Here is a 19,991-nt window from a genome sequence, read left to right as displayed (position 1 = left end):
ATGCGAAATGAAAGCCGTCATCTGCCGCTCGCCTGGCGAACTTGTCCTCGAAGATCGCGCCGCGCCCGGCACGCCGCCGCCCGGCTGGGCTCGCGTTGCCGTCAGCCATGTCGGCATCTGCGGCACCGACTATCATATCTTCGAAGGCAAGCACCCCTTTCTGGCCTATCCGCGCATCATGGGCCACGAGGTCTCGGGCGCGGTGGCCGAGAGGGGCGACGGCGTCGATCTCGCCATCGGCGAGCCGGTGATCATCAATCCCTATCTCGCCTGCGGCAAATGCATCGCCTGCCGGCACGGCAAGCCGAATTGCTGCATGAAGATCGAAGTGCTGGGCGTGCATCGCGACGGCGCCATGTGCGAGGAAATCCTGGTGCCGGCGCAGAACCTCTATCCGACGAACGGCCTGTCGCTGGCCGATGCCGCGGCGGTGGAATTCCTGGCGATCGGCGCGCATGCCGTGCGCAGATCGCAGGGCGCGCCCGGCGCGCGCACGCTGGTCATCGGCGCCGGACCGATCGGCCTCGGTGCGGCGATCTTCGCGCGCATTGCCGGGCTTGATGTCAGCCTGCTCGACATGAGCACCGAGCGGCTCGCTTTTGCCGACAAGGAGTTGGGCTTTGCCGCGCTCGACGGCTCGAAAACATCGGCGGCGGACCTGGTCCGGCAAGCAACCGATGGCGAAGGCTTCGATGTCGTCTTCGACGCCACCGGCAACACCGCGTCGGTGCAGTCGGCCTTCGCCCATGTCGCGCATGGCGGCACGCTGGTGCTGGTCAGCGTCGTCAAGGACGACATTGCGTTCTCCGACCCCGAATTCCACAAGCGCGAGATGACGCTGGTCGGCAGCCGCAACGCGCTGAAGGCCGATTTCGACCACGTCGCCGCCTCGATCCGCAACGGCGGCGTGCCGCTCGGCAAACTCGTCACCCACCGCACGACGCTTGCCGGCACCCCGCGCGATCTCGCCAGATGGGCACATGAGAAGTCCGGCCTCATCAAAGCGGTGATCGAGATCGGGTGATATGGTCCGGGGTTCTACTGGCCGCCTTCCGTGGTAAGCGGTATGGGCTTGGTAGGCGTGAGCAGAAACGCGTGCTTCTGCCCCGATGGATTGTCGCCCCACCCGACGATTTGACCAGCACCATTGATGTCGCGCGCCTCCTGGAGGGTCCAGCCGCGACCGCTCCCGTCCAGCATCTCGTTGAGATCGTAAATGTGCTTCCCGATCCACAAAGCGGCGTGCGTGGATGTATTCTTGAGCGCGGCGTTTCCGACCACGAGCCCCGCGTCGTTGATTCCGAGCGCCATGCTGAATTGGCCACCGAGCGTGCCGAGATCGGAGATTTTCATGTCGGCCCACACGGTGGCGTGGGTCCCCGCCTGGGAGGCGAGCACGCAATAGCCGACGACCATACCGAGATTGTTGATGGCCATGGCGTAGCTGTAATTGCCACTGAGCGCGCCGAGATCGGTGGGCTGCGTTCCCTTCCACAGCACCGCGTGGGTCTTGGAATTGCCTGATGTCTCCGAATAGCCGACCACCCAACCGCTATCGTTGAGACCCATCGCGGAACTGCTATCCCCGCCCAGCGTCCCGAGATCTTTCGCGATGCCGCCACTCCACAGCGCGGCATGTTCGAGGGACGTTTCAGAAAACGTCGAATTCCCAGCCACCTGACCTTTGGCATTGACCCCGATGGCGATGCTGTGGTCTCCGGCGACGGTGCCGAGGTCGGTCGGCGTCGTCCCCGTCCACAGCGTCGCATGGATGTCGGACGTAGCGGCGGCAGGGGAAAAGCCGGCCACCTGTCCCGCATCGTTGATGCCCTGGGGACAGCCGGACGCTCCGCCCTCGGCTCCGAGGTCGGCCACGACCTTCCCGGTCCACGTCGCCGTATGGACCTCCGCGTCGTTGGCGGTGGTGGAGTAGCCAGCGACCTGTCCGCCCTCGTTGATGGCACAGCCATAACTTTGGCTTCCGCCGAGCGTGCCGAGATCCGTTAGGCTGAAGGTCACGGGCGGGGGGCTCCCGCCCGTACAGCCGCCGAGAGCACCCATAAGCATGAGGGTGGGCAGATGCAGAGCGGGCCAACACTTGGACTTCAGCATCCTGCGGCACCCACCAGAGGTTTTGCTCATCGGACGTGGCAGTGGCGCAGGTATTATACTCTTGTCCCGCTTTCGCGGCTAGCTAATCGCCGGCTGACAGCCTGAGCTCCACCCGCTCGGCCGGAAAGCGTGATTCCGCGAACTGGATCGGCTGGCCGTCGAGCGTCACGTTGACGGCGACGGTCACCAGCACGATAGCGCCCGGCTGCAGATCGAGCGCGGCGAGATCGTCGGCGTCGGCATGACGCGCCGACAGCACCGTGGAGTGCCGCAGATAGTCATTGACGCCGAAGCGCTTGAGCGAGGCGGTGATCGACCCGGTTTCCGCCATGGCGACCTCGATGCCGGCGAAGCGCTTGGCGTCGAACCACGTGGTGGCGCGCGAGATCGGATGCCCATCGGCCTCGCCGCGCGTCTCCAGCCGGATCACTGCTGCGCCCCTGGCAATGCCCAGCGCCTCGGCGATGCGCCGGCTGGCCGGCTCGGTCGAGGAAGACAAAAGCGCGATGTGCCGTTCGGTCGTCTGCCCTTGCAGGCCCGTCGAGAAGCGCGTGCGCGCGCCGATCGGATAGGAAAGCCGCTTGCGTGACAAAACGAAGGTGCCGCGCCCTTGCTCGGCCCGGAGCACACCCTCCTGCACCAGCGCCGCAATGGCGCTGCGCACCGTGTGTCGGTTGACGCCATAGCGTTCGGCCAATGCGACCTCGGGCGGCAGCGCGGTATTCTCGGCGAAATCGCCATTCGCTATTCCCTGCAGTATCCTGTCGGCGATCTGCCGCCACAGCGATACGCCATTGCGCCGCTCTATACTGCTGGCCAGTCCGATCATTCAGCGCCCCCCAGGCGATTTTTCGAGCCTGTCATCCACCCGTCATGGACACCCGCTACGAGGTAAGTATAATTTGTATAGTTGTCTATATCAATAGACAAATTTGAGTCATGCAAGGAGCTGCATCATGCGAGGACAGGAAGCACGCGAGCAGGCGGAGCGGAAAGCCGTGATGGCAACGCTCGCGCATGCCGCGGCCGATGAGATCGCGCGTCTGTGGGACGGCTCCGGCCTGCCCTCGGACGCCGAATTGCTGCGCGGTCCTGAAACCGGGCTGGTGACGGTGCGCGGGCGGATTGGCGGCGGCGGCGCGCCCTTCAATGTCGGCGAGGCGACAGTCACCCGCGCCACGGTGCGCCTGCCTTCGGGCCAGATTGGTCACAGCTATTCGCTCGGTCGCGACAAGAAAAAAGCCCGGCTTGCGGCCATCGCCGATGCGCTCTGGCAGGACCCGGCGCAGCGCGAGGCGGTCGAGTCAAAGCTCGTTGCGCCGTTGCGCGCGGCGCTCGATGCGGCACGTGAAAAACGCCGCGTCGAGACGGCGGCGACGAAAGTCGATTTCTTCACCATGGTGCGCGGAGAGGACTGATGGATATCGCCACGCAATCGATCGACGGCGGCTTCGCCGAGCCAGTCTTCAACGCCCAGACCGTGTTCCGCGCCATCATGGACGCCATGGCACGCCCCGGCACGGTCCAGACCCTGCCCTCGCTTGCGCATCCGCCCGCGCCGCTGTCGGCGATCGCCGGCGCGGTGGCGCTGGCGCTGTGCGACAACGACACGCCGGTCTGGCTCGATCCGCCGCTGCAGGCAGCCGCCTCCGTCAAGGCATGGCTCGGCTTTCATTCGGGCGCGCCTTTGGCCAACACGCCGGCCGACGCCCATTTCGCTTTGGTTGCCAACCCGGCCGAGATGGCGGCGCTCGACGGCTTTGCCCAAGGCACGCAGGAATATCCTGACCGCTCGACGACGCTGATCCTTCTGGTCGACGATCTCGCTTCGGGCCCGGCGCTCCTGCTCGAAGGCCCTGGCATCGAGAAGACCTCCATGATCGCGCCACCCGGCATGCCGCGCCATTTCGTCGAGCAGTGGAAGCAGAACAACCAGCGCTTTCCGCGCGGCGTCGACATCATCCTGACGGGACGGGACGGCAGTCTCACCTGCCTGCCGCGCACCACCCGCATCAAGACGATGGAGGCCTGACATGTATGTCGCGGTAAAGGGCGGCGAGGCCGCCATCGCCAATGCGCACCGCCTGCTTGCCGAGCGCCGCCGCGGCGACCGATCGGTGCCGGCGCTGCGTCTCGATCAGATCGTCGAACAGCTGGCGCTCGGCGTCGACCGGGTGATGAGTGAAGGCTCGCTCTACGACCGTGAGCTTGCCGCCTTGGCGGTCGTCCAGGCGCGCGGCGATATGATCGAGGCGATCTTCCTGGTGCGCGCCTACCGCACCACGCTACCACGCTTCGGCTACACCAACCCGGTCGACACCGGCGCCATGCAGGTCGAGCGCCGCGTCTCGGCGACGTACAAGGACCTGCCCGGCGGCCAGGTGCTTGGGCCCACCTTCGACTACACGCATCGTCTCCTCGATCCCGAGCTTGCCGCCGGCGCCGAGGTCGAGACGCCGGTTGAGCGCCCGGTCGAAGCCGAAGCCATGCCGCGCGTCTCCGCGATCCTCGCCCATGAAGGGCTGATCGAGGCCGATGGCGACATGCCGCGCGACCACCTGCCCGGCGACATCACACGCGAGCCGCTGCAATTCCCGATGGCGCGCGACATCCGCCTGCAGGCGCTGTCGCGTGGCGATGAAGGTTTCCTGCTGGCGCTCGGCTATTCGACGCAGCGTGGCTATGCCCGCAACCATCCTTTCGTCGGCGAGATCCGCATCGGCGAGGTCGAGCTCGAGCTCGACGTGCCGGAACTGCCCTTCGCCGTGCCGCTGGGCTCGATCCGCGTCACCGAATGCCAGATGGTCAACCAGTTCAAGGGCTCGGCAAAGGCGCCGCCGCAATTCACCCGCGGCTACGGCCTGGTCTTCGGCCAGAGCGAGCGCAAGGCGATGGCCATGGCGCTCTGCGACCGGGCGCTGCGCGCCGGCGAGCTCGGCGAGGATGTCGTCGCCGCCGCGCAGGACGAGGAATTCGTCATCTCGCATTCCGACAACGTGCAGGCGACCGGCTTCGTCGAGCACCTGAAGCTGCCGCATTACGTCGACTTCCAGGCCGAGCTCGGCCTGGTTCGCCGCATGCGGGCTGAATACGAGGCGCGCGAAAACGAGGACAAGGCTGCCGAGGAGAAGCGGGAGGCTGCGGAATGACCCTAACGTCCGCCGCCACCGAACCACAGGCCGATAAAGCCACGCGCGCCGGCAACGGTCTCGCCGCGTGGAGGCGCCTTTGGCGCGGGCAGAACCATCTTCCACAGCACAAAAGCCACGATGCCGGCAAACACCAGCAGCAGCACGCCAAGATGCAACCAACCGGTAGAATCCATGTGGGCCTGCCCCCGCGTCTTGAGCACCAATACCTTAGCACAGAGCGGACGTGATCGCCATGACCGACATCGCCACCTACAACTTCGCCTATCTCGATGAGCAGACCAAGCGGATGATCCGCAGGGCGATCCTCAAAGGCATCGCCATTCCCGGCTACCAGGTGCCGTTCGCCTCGCGCGAGATGCCGATGCCTTACGGCTGGGGCACCGGCGGCGTGCAGGTCACGGCCTCGATCATCGGGCCCGATGATGTGCTCAAGGTCATCGACCAGGGCGCCGACGACACCACCAACGCCGTCTCGATCCGCGCCTTCTTCAAGAAGGTCGCCAATGTCGCCGTCACCACCGAGACGGCCAAGGCCTCGATCATCCAGACCCGCCACCGCATTCCGGAACAGCCGCTGACCGCCGGCCAGGTGCTGGTGTTCCAGGTGCCGATCCCCGAGCCGCTGCGCTTTCTCGAGCCGCGCGAGACCGAAACGCGCAAAATGCATGCGCTCGAGGAATATGGCCTGATGCATGTCAAGCTCTATGAGGACATCGCCCGGCACGGCCGCATCGCCACCACCTACGCCTATCCGGTCAAGGTCGAGGGCCGCTATGTGATGGATCCTTCGCCGACGCCCAAATTCGACAATCCGAAAATGCATCGTTCGCCGGCTTTGCAATTGTTCGGCGCCGGCCGCGAGAAGCGCATCTATGCCGTACCGCCTTTCACCGACGTGGTGAGCCTGGACTTCGAGGACCACCCTTTCGAAGTGCAGACCTTCGACCAGCCCTGCGCGCTGTGCGGCGCCGAAAACGTCTATCTCGACGAGGTCATCCTCGACGACCATGGCGGCCACATGTTCGTCTGCTCCGACACACACCATTGCGAGAAGCGTCGCGAGGACGGCCATCACGGTCACCTCGCGCGTGAAACCCATCTTGTCCTGGGAAAAACGGAGCCGGCCGAATGACCGACGAACCGCTGCTGCGCGTTTCCGCACTCTCCAAATTCTACGGCTCGCGCGTCGGCTGCGAGAACGTCACTTTCGACCTGTGGCCGGGCGAAGTGCTGGCGGTGGTCGGCGAGTCCGGCTCCGGCAAGACAACGTTGCTCAACTGCCTGTCGACCCGGCTGCTGCCGTCGTCCGGCACCGCCAGCTACCGCATGCGCGACGGCCAGTTCCGCGAGCTTTACCGGATGAGCGAGGCCGAGCGCCGCTTCCTGATGCGCACCGACTGGGGCTTTGTCCACCAGAACCCGGCCGACGGCCTGCGCATGACGGTGTCGGCCGGCGCCAATGTCGGCGAGCGGCTGATGGCGGTGGGCGACCGCCACTACGGCAAGATCCGCGCCACCGCCGTCGACTGGCTGTCGCGCGTCGAGATCGATGAGGACCGCATCGACGACGAGCCGCGCGCCTTTTCCGGCGGCATGCGCCAGCGCCTGCAGATCGCCCGGAATCTGGTCACCGGGCCGCGCCTGGTGTTCATGGATGAGCCGACCGGCGGCCTTGATGTCTCGGTGCAGGCCCGCCTGCTCGATCTGTTGCGGGGACTGGTCACCGATCTCGGACTGGCCGCGATCGTCGTCACCCACGACCTCGCCGTGGCAAGGCTTTTGTCGCAGCGCATGATGGTGATGAAGGACGGCCGCGTCGTCGAAAGCGGCCTCACCGACCGCGTGCTCGACGATCCGCGCGCGCCCTATACGCAATTGCTCGTTTCTTCGATTTTGCAGGTGTGACCGCATGATCCCGAAAAGTGGAGGCCGGTTTTCAGGCCAGATCATGCGGAAAAACAAAGGACTCTAATATGCCTACGCCGCTTGTTGTCTCCGATGTCGCCAAAAGCTTCACCATGCATCTGCGCGATGGCATCAAACTGCCCGTCGTCGCCGGCGTTTCCTTCTCCATCAAGGCCGGCGAATGTGCCGTGCTCGGCGGTCCTTCGGGCGCCGGCAAAAGCTCGATCCTGAAAATGCTCTACGGCAATTATGCCGTCGACGAAGGCCAGATCATCGTCCAGCACGAGAGCGGACTGATCGACCTCGCCACCGCCAATCCGCGCACCGTGCTTGCCGTGCGCCGCCGCACCATCGGCTATGTCAGCCAGTTCCTGCGCACCGTGCCGCGCGTCTCCGCGCTCGATGTCGTCGCCGAGCCGCTGGTCGAGCGCGGCGAGGACAGGGAAATCGCGAGGGAGAAGGCTCGCAGCTTGCTCGCGCAGCTCAACCTGCCGGAAAAACTCTGGGCGCTGCCGCCGGCAACCTTCTCGGGCGGCGAGCAGCAGCGCGTCAACATCGCGCGCGGCTTCATCACCGAACATCCGATCCTGCTGCTCGATGAGCCGACCGCTTCGCTCGACGCAAAAAACCGCGATGTTGTGGTCGAATTGATCGCTGCCAAGAAGGCGGCGGGCGTCGCCCTGCTCGGCATCTTCCATGATCTCCACGTGCGCGACGCGGTCGCCGACCGTATCATCGACGTCACCAGCTTCGCCGCAGGCAAGGTCGCGGCATGATGAAGCTTTCGGAATCGCCCCTGATCCACCCGACGGCGCAGGTCGAGAACTCGACATTGGGACGCTGGACCGAGATCGCCGAGCGCAGCCGCGTCGCCGAATGCGAGCTCGGCGACTATTCCTACATGATGCAGGACTGCGCCGTCTGGTGCACGACCATAGGCAAGTTCTCCAACATCGCGGCGGCAGTGCGCATCAACGCCACCAACCACCCGACCTGGCGGCCGACGCTGCACCATTTCACCTACCGCGCCTCCGACTACTGGGATGACGCCGAACACGAGAGCGAGTTCTTCGCTGAGCGTCGGGCAAAACGCGTCACCATCGGCCACGACACCTGGCTCGGCCACGGCTCGACCATCCTGCCAGGCGTCACCGTCGGCGACGGCGCCGCGGTCGGCGCGGGCGCCGTGGTGTCGAAGGATGTCGCGCCCTACACCATCGTCGGCGGCGTGCCGGCAAAGCCGATCCGCGAGCGCTTCGACCGTCGCACCGCCCAGCGCTACCAGGCTTTAGCCTGGTGGGACTGGGATCATGCTCGGCTACGCGCCGCGCTTGACGATTTCCGGGAACTGACGGCCGAGGCGTTTCTCGAAAAACACGGCGGCTGAAACCGCCTGTTTTCACACCTTTGACACAGGACTCGGACAGGAGCCAATCTTCCCAAGGAGATTGCCATGGCCGACACCGTCAGACCCTCGCTCGCCGGTTTTTTCGAAAGCACCAATCCGGCGCCGCCAACCCATCTCGGCACCCGCTATGACGCGTCGGGCAACTTCCTGCTCGAGCCCGGCAACACCGTCGTCTCCCATCTTGTATCCGGCTCACCTTCCGAAGCCGCGGTTCTTGAAGTCCGCGAGCGCATGTTGGCCATGCCCGATGCCGACCGCCTCGCTTTCACGCCGGTCTCCAGCCTGCATATGACGCTCTTCCAGGGCATCATCGAATATCGCCGCCGCCTGCCCTACTGGCCGTCCGACGTGCCGCTTGACACCAGCATCGACGACATGACCCGCCTTTACCTTCAGCGCCTCGACGGCTTCGAAGGTCGAGGCGCGTTCAACGTCAAGGTCGTCGAAGTCGTGCCGACCGGCCTTACGGTTGACGGCGCCACCGAGGAAGACCGGCTGGTCATGAAAGCATGGCGCGATGCGCTGTCGGTGCCCTTCGGCTACCGCCATCCCGACCACGACAATTATCGCTTCCACATCACGTTTGCCTATCAGCTGCGCCGCTTTGCCGACGAACGGGCTGGCGCCTGGCAGGAGTTGTTCGACGACAGCCTGGCGCTGCTCGAGCGCGAAGCGCCGGTGATCGAACTCAGGCAGCCCGCCTTCTGCAATTTCAAGGACATGAAGCATTTCGAAGAATTGCTTGTCCTTGGGTGACTCGGGAGACCTGTGACTCGTAACAAAACTGACATCAATCCGACACCCTAGCTTCACGCGCCTGCGCTAGCGAAGGTTAACAGACCTTCAAACGGCGACGGACTGGAGTTTTTGGTATGTCAGCATCATCGGCCACGCTCGAAATCCGCGGCGTCTCCCGACGATTTGGCAAGAACACGGCCGTCAGCGATATCAACATCTCGATCCCGCGCGGCCAGATGGTCGGAATCATCGGCCGTTCCGGCGCCGGCAAGTCGACCCTTCTGCGCATGGTCAACCGTCTCATCGATCCCAGCCAGGGGTCGATTTTCTTTGACGGCGCCGAGGTGTCCAGTCTGCAGGGTTCGCCGTTGCGTCGCTGGCAACGCGATTGCGCCATGATCTTCCAGCAGTTCAACCTGGTGCCGCGCCTCGACGTGCTGACCAACGTGCTGCTCGGCCGCCTCAACCACCGTTCCACATTCTCCAATCTGCTCGGCATGTTTACGCGTCATGAATGCGCCGAGGCGGTTGCCGCTCTCGAGCGCCTCGACATCGCCCGCACCGCGCTGCAGCCCGCCGGCACGCTTTCCGGCGGCCAGCAGCAGCGCGTGGCGATCGCTCGCGCCATGATGCAGCAGCCGAAGGTGCTGTTAGCCGACGAACCGATTGCTTCGCTCGACCCTCTAAACGCCAAGGTGGTGATGGATTCGCTGCGCGACATCAATTTGCGCGAAGGTATCACCGTCGTCACCAATCTGCACACGCTGGACACCGCCCGCGCTTATTGCACGCGCATCATCGGCATGGCCGCCGGCAAGGTCGTCTTCGACGGTGGCCCGGAGGACCTCGACCGCAATGCGGTGCGCACGGTCTATGGCGCCGATGCCAGCGGCGCCGAGATCTCCGAGGCAATCACATCGACCAGCGTCACCATCAAGCCGAAGATCATCGCATCCGCCGGACCGCTCGAACCAGCTTTTCCTGGCTACTAACGTCCTGTGCCCGGACCCTTTTTGATTGGTCCGAGCGCGTCATTGGGCATCGAAAACGAGCACCCCGGATCGCCCGCCCGCGTCAAAGGCAAGACTTAAAAATCAAGACGCCACCGGCGCGTGGCCGGAAAACAGGAGAGAGATCAAAATGTTCAGGAAGATGGTTTTTGGAGCGGTTTCGTTGCTCGCCATGGCGGCAAGCGCTGCCCACGCCGCCGACATCAAGGAATTCCGCGTCGGCATCCTCGGCGGCGAGAACGAGACCGACCGTCTGCGCAACTACCAGTGCCTCGCCGACCATTTGAAGACCGAATTCGGCTTCGAGAAGGTGTCGCTGTTCCCGGCCGCCGACTATGACGGCGTCATCCAGGGCCTGCTCGGCGGCACGCTCGACTTCGCCGAACTCGGCGCTTCGGGTTACGCCAGCGTCTATATCAAGGACCCGAAGGCGGTCACCCCGATCCTCACCACCCAGCAGACCGACGGCTCGACCGGCTATTATTCGATCGGCCTGGCGCTGAAGACTTCCGGCATCACCGACATCAAGTCGGCCAAAGGCAAGAAGCTCGGTTATGCCGATCCGGATTCGACCTCCGGCTATCTGATCCCGCTGACCCAGATCCCGAAGGACACCGGCGCCTCGAACGAGACCTACTTCGCCTCGACCCAGTTCAACGGCGGCCATGAAAACAACGTGCTGGCCGTGCGCGACGGCAAGGTCGACATCGCCGTGGACGATTCCTCCGGCATCGGCGATTTCAAGAACGGCTACACCTCCGGCACCTTCCACAAGGAAGTCGCCAAGGGCGCCGTCGACCCGAACGACTTCGTCGAAGTCTGGCGCTCGGGCCTGATCCCGAACGGCCCGCTGGTCGTGCGCAGCGCGCTCGGCGACGACATGACCGCCAAGCTGACCGCGTTCTTCACTGCCCTGCCGGGCAAGGACAAGGCCTGCTTCGAAGGCATCGAAGGCGGCGATTTCACCGGCTACGTCCCGGTCAAGCCGGATTTCTACAACGTCATCGTCGAAGCCCGTAAGGCAGCCATCGGCGGCTAACGGCATCTGGAAAAGGGCGGCGTCGCAAAACGCCGCCCTTTTTGCATGCTCCAATCATGACAGTCTCCGCGACACTCCATTCCGACGCGACACGCCAACAGGCGGACGCCTGGCGACGCCAGACGTCGCTCAGACGCTTCTACACCGTGCTCGGTGTCGGCCTGCTGCTGATCGCCATGTGCGCCACCATGTGGTTCGCCGATGAGGCCAATGCCGGCCATTTCTTCGACCGCCTGCCGCATCTCCTCGATTTCCTGAGCTGGCTGGTTCCGAAGGACTGGAACGATGTCTGGCGGGCGCTGTTCGATATCGCTTCGCCGAACGACAAGGGCACGCAGGAGTTCAACTTCCCGCTCGGCCGCGTCTATGTCTGGGGCGGCTTCTACATCCCTGAATATTTCGAGCTGATGCTGACCACGGTGAACGTGGCACTTGTCTCGACCTTCATCGGCTTCGTTTTCGCCGTGCCGTTCTCCTTCATCGCCGCGCGCAATCTGACACCGAGCCCTACCCTGCGGCTCATCGTCAAGCGCTTCATGGAATTGCTGCGCGCTTTCCCGGAGATCGTCATTGCCGGCCTGTTCGCGGCCATCGTCTCGATCGGCCCGGTCGCCGCCATCATCGCCATCGGCCTGCATTCGATCGGCGCGCTCGGCAAGTTGTTCTACGAGATCAACGAGAACATCGACATGCGCCCGGAAGAGGGACTGCGCGCGGTCGGCGCCAACTGGTTCGAACGCGTGCGCTTCGCTGACCTGCCGCAGGTGCTGCCCAACTTCATGTCCTACACACTGCTCCGGATCGAGATCAACGTGCGCATCTCGACCATCATGGGCGCGGTCGGCGGCGGCGGCATCGGCGAGGAATTGAAGCTCTCGATCTCGCGCGGCTTCGGCGCCAAGACGCTGGCGCTGGTGCTGTTGCTCTTCATCACCATCTTCATCGTCGACCAGTTCTCCGCCTGGCTGCGCCGCAAGCTCGTCGGCGAGCAGGCTTTCCTGATGAGCGCGTAACATGGCCATGACTGCCGAGGAATTGTCCGCTATCGAGGATCGTCATCCGCAGATATTCCGACGGCCGGTCTACAAGCGCTTCTGGCCATTGCTGCTGATCGCTGGCACGGTGCTCTATCTCGGCTATGCCCTGTGGTTCTTCAGCCTGCCGCAGGTGCTGCGCGAGTCGCATTGGGAGCGCCTGCCGCTCTTCCTGTCGCAATGGATCAGCTACGATTTGCAGCCGGAATTCCGCCTCGATCAACCTCAGATCACGCCGAAATATCCGCGCTTCTCCGCGCTTGGCGACAATCCGAATCCGGATTGGGTGATCAAGAACCCCGACGGCACCTACACCGTGCAGATCGACGGCGACGCGAAGTCCGTCACCTTCGACAAGACCAAGGCCACGGTCACGGCCAATGGCGAGGCGGTGCCGATCGCGTTGACCAGCGACAAGCCGGTCGTCACGGGCCCGGTGCCGGATTGGGTGACGGTGCATGACGACGAGATCGTCGCCAAGATGGGCTTTGCCGGCGAGGTGCGCGTCACCGTCGACCGCGTCAAGGTGCGCAAGCGCTTCCTTGGCTGGGCGAATTTCGTCTTCGACACGCGCTCGCCCTTCTTCGGGAAACCGGCCAGCGAGGTGATCTCGCTGATCGTCTCGGGTCCTGAGCTCAAGCCCGGAACCTCGAACTTGGCCTTGGCCGCCGACGACATCTGGAACAACGCCCAGTGGCAGCATGGCGATGTCTGGACGAAGCTGCTGCAGACCATCGTCATGGCCTTTCTCGGCACGCTGCTCGGCGGCATCGTCGCCTTCCCGCTCGCCTTCTTCGCCGCCCGCAACATCACGCCGAGCGGGCTACTCAGCCAGGTGCTGAAACGCTTCTTCGATTTCATGCGCTCGGTCGACATGCTGATCTGGGCGCTGTTCTTCACCCGTGCCTTCGGCCCCGGACCTCTGGCCGGCAGCGCCGCCATCTTCTTCACCGAGATCGGCACATTAGGCAAAACCTATTCCGAGGCGCTGGAGAACATCGACGACAAGCCGCGCGAAGGCGTCGCCTCGACCGGCGCCAACGGCCTGCTGGTGCAGCGCTATGGCGTGATGCCGGAAGTAATTCCGGTCTTCATCAGCCAGACCCTCTACCAGTGGGAATCGAACACCCGCGGCGCCACCATCATCGGCGCCGTCGGCGCCGGCGGCATCGGCCTGAAACTGTGGGAAGCGATGCGCACCAATTCCAACTGGGCCAACGTCTTCTACATGGTGCTGTTGACGCTGCTCGTCGTCTTCATCTTCGACAACATCTCGAACTTCCTGCGCCGCAGGCTCAGCCGCACGCTGCATGACTACAATCGGCTGCAGGCAGCGCAGGGGTAAATTTTTGGGCATCCGCGCCAAGGGTCGACCCCACTCCGTCGAGCTGCGCTCGACACCTCTCCCCCGATCGACGGGGGAGAGGAAAGGCGTAAGGCTGCCCGAGCCGCGCCTGTCCTCGAAGGCCGAGGCTTTCTTCCTCTCCCGGCGCCACCACCAGGCCCCCTTTCCTCTCCCTCCGGAGGGGGGAGAGGTGGCTCGGCGAAGCCGAGACGGAGTGGGGGAACCACCTGGCTACCGCCGCGAACGCAAATAGAAAATGGGCCAGGTGCGGGGCGCCTAAGCCGCCCCTTTCCACCCATCCCTGATATGCTTGTACCCGTCCCGATAAACCGCCTCCGGGCTCTCCGAAAAATCCCGCCACACCTTGGTCGCCGCCGCCAGATCCTTCAGCGAACGCCCGAACGCCTCAATGGTCAGCCAGTCGTCATAGCCGCTCTTGCGAATGGCGGAGAACGTCTCTTTCCAGGGAATGTTGCCGCGCCCCGGCACGCCGCGATCGTTCTCGGAAATATGGACATGGACGACGTTCCTGCGATGCTTGGTATAGGCGCTGATCGGGTCGGCCTCCTCAATGTTGGCGTGGAACGTGTCGTACATCGCCTTGATATGCGGCCGGTCGATGGCGTCGATATGCTCGGAGAGATCAGCCATCGTATTGAGAAGATAGCATTCGAAGCGGTTGAGCGCCTCGAGCCCGATGGTCACGCCCTTCTTGCCGGCATGGTCGCCGATGGCGCGCTGCGAGGCGATCGAGCGCTTCTTCTCGGCAGCCGTCGGCCCGCTGCCTGAAAAGGCGCCGAGCGTCGAATGCAGCGGACCGCTCAGCGTCGTTGCGCCAAGTGCTGCGCTGCAGTCGATCGCCCATTTCATGTAGTCGACGCCGGCCTTGCGCGTCGCGGGATCCGGCGCGATCAGGTTCATCGCCGGATCGCCCATGGCTGTGACCGCCGTGCGTTCCAACCCGATGCGGTCAAGCAGTTCGCCGAGTTTTCTGTAATCGTCCGGCGAGCCGATGAAGATCGGGATTTCGACCCCATCGAAGCCGGTCGCCTTGATGTCCTTGAGCAGCGCCTCATGCTTCTTCGAGACGCTCGTCGTCCATAAGAACATGCACATGCCGATCTTCATCGACACCCCTCCCCCAGCTTGCCTGCCAGCCACTTATGCCGACAGGCCACACTCCCCCTCATCCGGCCGCTCCGCGGCCACCTTCTCCCCGTGGGGGAGAAGAGACTTGGCGCTGGCGCCGCACCGCCTCCTCTCCCCTTGGGGGAGAGGTCGGATTGCCCCGAATTGCTCTTTGCAATTCGGTCTTGGCAATCCGGGTGAGGGGCGCGCGACTACAGTTTAGTCCACGCCCCATTCTTCTTCGACGACTTCACGCAGGCCTCGATGAAAGCCATACCTTCAACGCCATCCTGAATGGTCGGGAACACCACGTCCTTGCCTGGCTTGCCGCCCTTCCTGCGCGCCGCCCGGATGGCCCGCGCGGCCTCCTGATAAATGTTGGCGAAGCCTTCGAGATAGCCTTCCGGATGGCCGGACGGAACACGGCTGACGCGGCCGGCGACAGGCAGCGCGCCGGCGCCGTTGCGGGTCAGCAGCTGCTTGGGCTGCCCGAACGGCGTGTACCAGAGATAATTCGGATCGGCCTGCACCCATTCCAGTCCGCCCTTGGAGCCGTAGACGCGCAGCTTCAGCCCGTTCTCATGGCCGGGCGCCACCTGGCTTGCCCAGATCATGCCCTTGGCCGGGTGCGCCTTGCCGACCGGCTTGAAGCGCAGCATCACATTGACGTTGTCGTCGAGCTGGCGGCCCGGCACGAAGGCGTCGAGGTCGGCCGAGAGCGTATCGAGCTCCAGCCCCGAGACGAAACGTGCAAGATTATAGGCATGCGTGCCGATGTCGCCGAGCGCGCCGCCCGCACCCGCCTGCTTGGGGTCGGAGCGCCACGACGCCTGCTTCTGGCCGGTGGCGGCGAGGTCCTCGGTCAGCCAGTCCTGCGGATATTCCGACTGTACGATGCGGATGTCGCCGAGCTGGCCCTTGGCCACCATCTCGCGCGCCTGGCGGATCATCGGATATGCGGTGTAGTTGTGCGTCAGCACGAATACCTTGCCGGTCTTCTCGACCACCGCGGCGAGTTTCTTCGCCTCGGCCAGCGAGGTCGCCAGCGGCTTGTCGCAGATGACATGGATGCCGGCTTCGAGGAAGGCCTTGGCCGCCGGCACATGCACATTGTTGGGCGTGACGATCGCCACCGCCTCGATGCCGTCCGGGCGCTTGGCCTCGGCCTTGGCCATCTCGGCATAGGAGGCATAGCTGCGCTCCGGATCGAGGCCGAGCTCGGCGGCCGACGCCTTGGCGCGCTCCGGATTGGCCGAGAGGGCACCCGCGACCAGCACGAAGTCATTGTCCATCCGCGCCGCGATCCGGTGCACCGCGCCGATGAAAGCGCCCTGCCCACCGCCGACCATGCCATAGCGGATCGGACCGCCTCCCGTTTCCGACTTCGATGCGCCGACCATTCCTTTGTCTCCTCGTTGTTTCACCTCCTCCTTGAGGGGAGGTCGACCCGCGCAGCGGATCGGGTGGCGTCGCCCGGCGTGGAGCTCGGCATGAACCGACCCCACCCGGCCCCTTCAGTCCACCCTCCCCTCGACGGGAGGGTAAAAGTGTCAGAGTCCCATCATCGCGCGCAGTAGCTTCTTGTCGCTGGTGCCGCTGGCAAAATCGTCGAAGGCCTTTTCCGTCACCCGGATGATGTGGTGCTGGATGAAGGGCGCGCCCTCGGCCGCGCCGTCCTCGGGATGCTTCAGGCAGCATTCCCATTCGAGCACTGCCCAGGAATCGTAATTGTACTGGGCGAGCTTGGAGAAGATGCCGCCGAAATCGACCTGGCCGTCCCCCAGCGAGCGGAAACGGCCGGCACGATTCACCCAGCCCTGGTAGCCGGAATAGACGCCCTGACGTCCAGTCGGATTGAACTCGGCGTCCTTGACGTGGAACGCCTTGATCCGCTCGTGATAGATGTCGATGAAGTCGAGATAATCGAGCTGCTGCAACAGGAAGTGCGACGGATCATAGTTGATGTTGCAGCGCTTGTGGCCGCCGACAGCGTCGAGGAACATCTCGAAGGTCGCGCCGTCGAACACGTCCTCCGAGGGGTGAATTTCGTAGCCGAGATCGACACCATTGTCCTCGTAGACATCAAGGATCGGCTTCCAGCGTTTGCCGAGCTCGCCAAAGGCTTCATCGATCAGTCCGGCGGGCCGCTGCGGGAAGGGATAAAGGTATGGGAAAGCCAGCGAGCCGGTGAACGAGACCGAAGCATTGAGCCCGAGATTGCGCGACGCCTTAGCCCCGAACTTCATCTGCTCGACGGCCCATTGCTGCCGCGCCTTGGGATTGTTGTGCACCGAAGGCGGCGCGAAGCCATCCATCTGCGCGTCATAGGCAGGATGCACCGCCACCAGTTGCCCCTGCAGATGCGTCGACAACTCCGTGATCTCGACGCCGGCATCCGCGCAGATGCCTTTCACCTCGTCGCAATAAGCCTTCGACGATGCAGCCTTTTTGAGATCGAACAGCCGCGCGTCCCAAGTCGGAATCTGCACGCCCTTGTAGCCGAGGCCGGCCGCCCATTTGGTGATCGAAGCCAGCGAATTGAACGGGGCGGCATCGCCCGCGAACTGCGCCAGAAACAGACCGGGACCCTTCATCGTCGTCGGCATCGGCATCTCCCTCTCTCGTTGGTTCGCAATCAAGCATAGCGCCGATTGCGATGACGGCCAGTCCGTTTGGTTTGTTTGATAGCTGTGCCAGCACAGCACCATTCTGGTATTACCAAATCCAGCCACATGGTCAAGCCGGCGAAAAGCCCGGGCACGCACAAAATTCGGTTAATGCATATCCACTTTACCGTTTGAAATCATGAATATAGGTTCGAAATCAGGCTTTCATCCCGCGCTTCTTGCCGTTCGAATGAATTTGCGATAGAGGTCACCATAGACCCAATTGGTCGAACCAGTTTCACAAAAAATACTGGAGCCGCCTTGAGGGGAGGAGACATGCGACCGCCTCGCGTGGGCGGCGCGGGTAAACGTGACAGGCGAATTCTGGGAAGGATAGACCATGCATCTTTCGACGCACAACTGGATGCGAGCGGAGCCGTTGGAGGTGACGCTCAAGCGCATCAAGAAATTCGGCTACGAGTCGATCGAGATTTCCGGCGAGCCCGAGCAGTACAAGACCAAGGAAACGCGTGCGCTCCTGAAGGAGCACGGCATCCGCTGCTGGGGTTCGGTGACGCTGATGCTGGGCGAGCGCAACCTCGCCGCCAAGGACCAGGGCCAGCGCGAGCGCTCGGTCAAATATGTCAAGGATGTGCTCACCATGGTGAGCGAGCTCGACGGCGAGATCATCACGCTGGTTCCGGCAACGGTCGGCAAGGTGGTGCCGGACGGCACCGAGGCCGAGGAATGGGGTTGGGTGGTCGACGCCACGCGCGAATGCTTCGCCCACGCCAAGAAGGTCGGTGTGCGCATCGCCGTCGAGCCGCTCAACCGCTTCGAGACCTACCTCTTCAACCGCGGCGCCCAGGCGCTGGCGCTTGCCGACGCGGTGAGCCCGGAATGCGGCGTCTGCCTCGACGCCTACCACATCCACATGGAAGAATTTAACGTCTATGACGCGATCCGCCAGGTCGGCAGACGGCTCTACGACTTTCATGTCGCCGACAACAACCGCTTCGCCGCCGGCCTTGGCCAGATCGACTGGCCCAAGATCGTGCGCACGCTGAAGGAGGTCGGCTATGACGGCGCGTTGACCAACGAGTTCGTCGCCCCTGTCGACCGCACCCCGGCCGCTCCCTATCCCGAGATGGTCGAGCGCAATCCGGTCGACATCTCGCCCGAGCAGCTCAAATTCATCCAGGACCATGGCTCCAGCGTGCTGACCGAGAAATTCTACACCGACCAGATGCGTATCACCGCCGAAACGCTGCTGCCGCTGATCAAGTAGACCTCCTTGAAACTGACCCCTTCCGCCCTGACCGGGCGGCGGGGCCGGGGATAAAGATGCGTATCAAAAGCGTCCAGGCCTGGTGGGTGCGCGTACCGATCGAAGCGGCAAAACAGCACCGCTCCGATTTCGGGCAGGTGACGACGTTCGACGCCGCCATTTTGCGCATCGAGACCGATGACGGCCTGGTCGGCTGGGGCGAAGGCAAGAACGCCGCCGGCAGCGCCGGCAGCTACGGCGCGCTTGTCCATATGCTCAACCACGAGGTCGGCCCGCAGCTCATCGGCCGCGACCCGGCCGATATCGGCGTCATCTGGGAGATGCTCTATAACGGCGTGCGGCACGAGACGGCGGCTCATAGCGGCCATGCCATGCCGCAACTGGCGCGGCGCGGCATCAGCGTGGCGGCGATCAGCGCCGTCGACATCGCGTTATGGGACATCCTCGGCAAGTCTTTGGGACAGCCTGTCTGGCGGCTCATCGGCGGCCGCAAGGTGGAGCGCATGCAGGCCTATGCCTCGGGCGGCTGGGCATCCACTGACGCTATCGGCGAGCAATTGAAGTCCTACATCGCCAAAGGCGGCTTCAAGGCGTTGAAGATGCGCGTCGGCTCGATGGACGGCGCGCCGCATGTCTCGGCCGCGCGCGTGCGCGCCGCGAGGCAGGCGATCGGCCCCGATGTCGATCTCATGGTCGACGCGCACGGCACCTACACGGTCGCCGAGGCAAAGCGCTTCGTCGGCCTCACCGCCGATTGCGACCTTGCCTGGTTCGAGGAGCCGGTGATCGCCGATGACAAATCCGGCATGGCCGAGGTGCGCGCCTCGGGTTCGACGCCGATCGCGACCGGCGAAAGCGAGGCGACGCGCTATGCCTTCCGCGATCTGGCCATGCTGAAATCGGCCGACATCTTCCAGCCGGACCCGGCTTTTTGCGGCGGCATCAGCGAGGCAATCAAGATCGGCACCATCGCCAGCGCCTTCAATCTACGCCTGGCACCGCATCTGTGGGCAGGCGCGCCCTGCTTCTTTGCCGGCCTGCATGTCTGCGCCGCTTCGCCCGCCAGCTTCATCGTCGAATATTCGCTCGGCGCCAATCCGATGATACATGATCTCGTGCAAGAGACTGTCGAAGCAAAGGACGGTATGATAGCGATCCCGGAAAAGCCCGGGCTGGGATTCACCATATCCGAGCGGTTCCTGGAGGCGCACGCGCAACGCATTTGA

The 19,991-nt window shown here is 64.0% G+C and carries 21 protein-coding genes; 15 read left to right on the top strand and 6 right to left on the bottom strand.

Features of this window, described 5'->3' with window-relative positions:
• The first annotated feature begins 7 nt into the window (after positions 1-7).
• Entirely contained in the window at positions 8-1,024 is a 1,017-nt protein-coding gene (locus tag AB6802_RS22295) for a zinc-binding alcohol dehydrogenase family protein (RefSeq protein ID WP_371012337.1), read from the top strand.
• Positions 1,025-1,038: 14 nt separating this feature from the next.
• On the opposite strand, the gene AB6802_RS22290 is transcribed toward AB6802_RS22295, so the two are convergent.
• Entirely contained in the window at positions 1,039-2,019 is a 981-nt protein-coding gene (locus AB6802_RS22290; protein ID WP_371012336.1) for a hypothetical protein, read from the bottom strand.
• A 175-nt stretch (positions 2,020-2,194) separates the two neighbouring features.
• Positions 2,195-2,941, bottom strand: coding sequence for a phosphonate metabolism transcriptional regulator PhnF (gene phnF / locus AB6802_RS22285; RefSeq protein ID WP_371012335.1), 747 nt, complete (start codon positions 2,939-2,941; stop codon positions 2,195-2,197).
• A gap of 127 nt (positions 2,942-3,068) precedes the next feature.
• Between phnF and phnG the strand changes: the two genes are divergently transcribed.
• The 3 genes from phnG to AB6802_RS22270 are packed head-to-tail and all read left to right on the top strand — an operon-like array spanning position 3,069 to position 5,261.
• On the top strand, positions 3,069-3,530 hold the full coding sequence (gene phnG, locus AB6802_RS22280; protein WP_371012334.1) for a phosphonate C-P lyase system protein PhnG: 462 nt from the start codon (positions 3,069-3,071) through the stop codon (positions 3,528-3,530).
• Positions 3,530-4,144, top strand: a complete 615-nt coding sequence (phnH, locus tag AB6802_RS22275) for a phosphonate C-P lyase system protein PhnH (protein WP_371012333.1) — start codon at positions 3,530-3,532, stop codon at positions 4,142-4,144. The genes phnG and phnH overlap by 1 nt, the downstream gene beginning before the upstream one ends.
• Before the next feature lies 1 nt (position 4,145).
• Positions 4,146-5,261, top strand: a complete 1,116-nt coding sequence (locus AB6802_RS22270) for a carbon-phosphorus lyase complex subunit PhnI (RefSeq protein WP_371012332.1) — start codon at positions 4,146-4,148, stop codon at positions 5,259-5,261.
• A 2-nt stretch (positions 5,262-5,263) separates the two neighbouring features.
• Here AB6802_RS22270 and AB6802_RS22265 read toward each other — a convergent pair whose 3' ends face one another.
• Entirely contained in the window at positions 5,264-5,437 is a 174-nt protein-coding gene (locus tag AB6802_RS22265) for a hypothetical protein (RefSeq protein WP_188131508.1), read from the bottom strand.
• A gap of 59 nt (positions 5,438-5,496) precedes the next feature.
• On the opposite strand from AB6802_RS22265, the gene AB6802_RS22260 reads away from it, so the two are divergent.
• The 9 genes from AB6802_RS22260 to phnE (AB6802_RS22220) all read left to right on the top strand — a co-directional run bounded on the left by AB6802_RS22260 (position 5,497) and on the right by phnE (AB6802_RS22220) (position 13,743).
• Complete coding sequence (locus AB6802_RS22260; protein WP_371012331.1) at positions 5,497-6,396, top strand: alpha-D-ribose 1-methylphosphonate 5-phosphate C-P-lyase PhnJ; 900 nt, start codon at positions 5,497-5,499, stop codon at positions 6,394-6,396.
• Positions 6,393-7,169 carry a phosphonate C-P lyase system protein PhnK gene (phnK, locus tag AB6802_RS22255; RefSeq protein WP_065009749.1) on the top strand — a complete coding sequence of 259 codons (777 nt, stop codon included), beginning with the start codon at positions 6,393-6,395 and terminating at the stop codon, positions 7,167-7,169. Before AB6802_RS22260 ends, phnK begins: the two co-directional genes overlap by 4 nt.
• A gap of 68 nt (positions 7,170-7,237) precedes the next feature.
• Positions 7,238-7,945: a phosphonate C-P lyase system protein PhnL gene (gene phnL / locus AB6802_RS22250; protein WP_371012330.1), complete on the top strand. Its 708-nt coding sequence runs from the start codon at positions 7,238-7,240 to the stop codon at positions 7,943-7,945.
• A complete protein-coding gene (locus AB6802_RS22245) occupies positions 7,942-8,556 on the top strand; it encodes a DapH/DapD/GlmU-related protein (protein ID WP_371012329.1) in 615 nt (204 codons plus the stop codon). The genes phnL and AB6802_RS22245 overlap by 4 nt, the downstream gene beginning before the upstream one ends.
• A 66-nt stretch (positions 8,557-8,622) precedes the next feature.
• Entirely contained in the window at positions 8,623-9,333 is a 711-nt protein-coding gene (locus AB6802_RS22240) for a DUF1868 domain-containing protein (protein ID WP_371012328.1), read from the top strand.
• Positions 9,334-9,449: 116 nt separating this feature from the next.
• Positions 9,450-10,307 carry a phosphonate ABC transporter ATP-binding protein gene (gene phnC / locus AB6802_RS22235; protein WP_371012327.1) on the top strand — a complete coding sequence of 286 codons (858 nt, stop codon included), beginning with the start codon at positions 9,450-9,452 and terminating at the stop codon, positions 10,305-10,307.
• A 148-nt stretch (positions 10,308-10,455) separates the two neighbouring features.
• Positions 10,456-11,364: a phosphonate ABC transporter substrate-binding protein gene (gene phnD / locus AB6802_RS22230; RefSeq protein WP_371012326.1), complete on the top strand. Its 909-nt coding sequence runs from the start codon at positions 10,456-10,458 to the stop codon at positions 11,362-11,364.
• Positions 11,365-11,420: 56 nt separating this feature from the next.
• Entirely contained in the window at positions 11,421-12,377 is a 957-nt protein-coding gene (phnE, locus tag AB6802_RS22225) for a phosphonate ABC transporter, permease protein PhnE (RefSeq protein ID WP_371012325.1), read from the top strand.
• Position 12,378: 1 nt separating this feature from the next.
• Positions 12,379-13,743 carry a phosphonate ABC transporter, permease protein PhnE gene (phnE, locus tag AB6802_RS22220; protein ID WP_371012324.1) on the top strand — a complete coding sequence of 455 codons (1,365 nt, stop codon included), beginning with the start codon at positions 12,379-12,381 and terminating at the stop codon, positions 13,741-13,743.
• Between the two features lie 276 nt (positions 13,744-14,019).
• Here the strand turns inward: phnE (AB6802_RS22220) and AB6802_RS22215 are convergent, their stop codons facing one another.
• The 3 genes from AB6802_RS22215 to AB6802_RS22205 form a co-directional block, all read right to left on the bottom strand.
• Positions 14,020-14,871 (bottom strand): sugar phosphate isomerase/epimerase family protein, encoded by an 852-nt coding sequence (locus tag AB6802_RS22215; RefSeq protein WP_371012323.1) that lies wholly within the window; start codon positions 14,869-14,871, stop codon positions 14,020-14,022.
• Between the two features lie 212 nt (positions 14,872-15,083).
• Complete coding sequence (locus tag AB6802_RS22210; RefSeq protein WP_371012322.1) at positions 15,084-16,271, bottom strand: Gfo/Idh/MocA family protein; 1,188 nt, start codon at positions 16,269-16,271, stop codon at positions 15,084-15,086.
• A 150-nt stretch (positions 16,272-16,421) separates the two neighbouring features.
• A complete protein-coding gene (locus AB6802_RS22205; protein ID WP_371012321.1) occupies positions 16,422-17,477 on the bottom strand; it encodes a sugar phosphate isomerase/epimerase family protein in 1,056 nt (351 codons plus the stop codon).
• A 400-nt stretch (positions 17,478-17,877) separates the two neighbouring features.
• On the opposite strand from AB6802_RS22205, the gene AB6802_RS22200 reads away from it, so the two are divergent.
• Together AB6802_RS22200 and AB6802_RS22195 are read left to right on the top strand one after the other, a co-directional pair.
• On the top strand, positions 17,878-18,765 hold the full coding sequence (locus tag AB6802_RS22200) for a sugar phosphate isomerase/epimerase family protein (RefSeq protein WP_371012320.1): 888 nt from the start codon (positions 17,878-17,880) through the stop codon (positions 18,763-18,765).
• 56 nt (positions 18,766-18,821) lie between these two features.
• Positions 18,822-19,991 (top strand): mandelate racemase/muconate lactonizing enzyme family protein, encoded by a 1,170-nt coding sequence (locus tag AB6802_RS22195; protein WP_371012319.1) that lies wholly within the window; start codon positions 18,822-18,824, stop codon positions 19,989-19,991.

Origin of the sequence: Mesorhizobium sp. RCC_202, assembly GCF_041355295.1 — a bacterium.
Lineage (GTDB): Bacteria > Pseudomonadota > Alphaproteobacteria > Rhizobiales > Rhizobiaceae > Mesorhizobium.
This window is presented reverse-complemented; position numbering and strand designations above follow the sequence as displayed.

Coding starts and splice junctions, on each gene's coding strand:
- phnC (WP_371012327.1), top strand. CDS start 9,450: ATGTCAGCATCATCGGCCACGCTCGAAATCCGCGGCGTCTCCCGACGA.
- AB6802_RS22195 (WP_371012319.1), top strand. CDS start 18,822: ATGCGTATCAAAAGCGTCCAGGCCTGGTGGGTGCGCGTACCGATCGAA.
- phnK (WP_065009749.1), top strand. CDS start 6,393: ATGACCGACGAACCGCTGCTGCGCGTTTCCGCACTCTCCAAATTCTAC.
- AB6802_RS22295 (WP_371012337.1), top strand. CDS start 8: ATGAAAGCCGTCATCTGCCGCTCGCCTGGCGAACTTGTCCTCGAAGAT.
- phnG (WP_371012334.1), top strand. CDS start 3,069: ATGCGAGGACAGGAAGCACGCGAGCAGGCGGAGCGGAAAGCCGTGATG.
- AB6802_RS22205 (WP_371012321.1), bottom strand. CDS start 17,477: ATGCCGACGACGATGAAGGGTCCCGGTCTGTTTCTGGCGCAGTTCGCG.
- phnF (WP_371012335.1), bottom strand. CDS start 2,941: ATGATCGGACTGGCCAGCAGTATAGAGCGGCGCAATGGCGTATCGCTG.
- phnE (WP_371012324.1), top strand. CDS start 12,379: ATGGCCATGACTGCCGAGGAATTGTCCGCTATCGAGGATCGTCATCCG.
- AB6802_RS22200 (WP_371012320.1), top strand. CDS start 17,878: ATGCATCTTTCGACGCACAACTGGATGCGAGCGGAGCCGTTGGAGGTG.
- AB6802_RS22240 (WP_371012328.1), top strand. CDS start 8,623: ATGGCCGACACCGTCAGACCCTCGCTCGCCGGTTTTTTCGAAAGCACC.
- AB6802_RS22265 (WP_188131508.1), bottom strand. CDS start 5,437: ATGGATTCTACCGGTTGGTTGCATCTTGGCGTGCTGCTGCTGGTGTTT.
- phnD (WP_371012326.1), top strand. CDS start 10,456: ATGTTCAGGAAGATGGTTTTTGGAGCGGTTTCGTTGCTCGCCATGGCG.
- AB6802_RS22270 (WP_371012332.1), top strand. CDS start 4,146: ATGTATGTCGCGGTAAAGGGCGGCGAGGCCGCCATCGCCAATGCGCAC.
- phnL (WP_371012330.1), top strand. CDS start 7,238: ATGCCTACGCCGCTTGTTGTCTCCGATGTCGCCAAAAGCTTCACCATG.
- phnH (WP_371012333.1), top strand. CDS start 3,530: ATGGATATCGCCACGCAATCGATCGACGGCGGCTTCGCCGAGCCAGTC.
- AB6802_RS22260 (WP_371012331.1), top strand. CDS start 5,497: ATGACCGACATCGCCACCTACAACTTCGCCTATCTCGATGAGCAGACC.
- phnE (WP_371012325.1), top strand. CDS start 11,421: ATGACAGTCTCCGCGACACTCCATTCCGACGCGACACGCCAACAGGCG.
- AB6802_RS22215 (WP_371012323.1), bottom strand. CDS start 14,871: ATGAAGATCGGCATGTGCATGTTCTTATGGACGACGAGCGTCTCGAAG.
- AB6802_RS22245 (WP_371012329.1), top strand. CDS start 7,942: ATGATGAAGCTTTCGGAATCGCCCCTGATCCACCCGACGGCGCAGGTC.
- AB6802_RS22210 (WP_371012322.1), bottom strand. CDS start 16,271: ATGGTCGGCGCATCGAAGTCGGAAACGGGAGGCGGTCCGATCCGCTAT.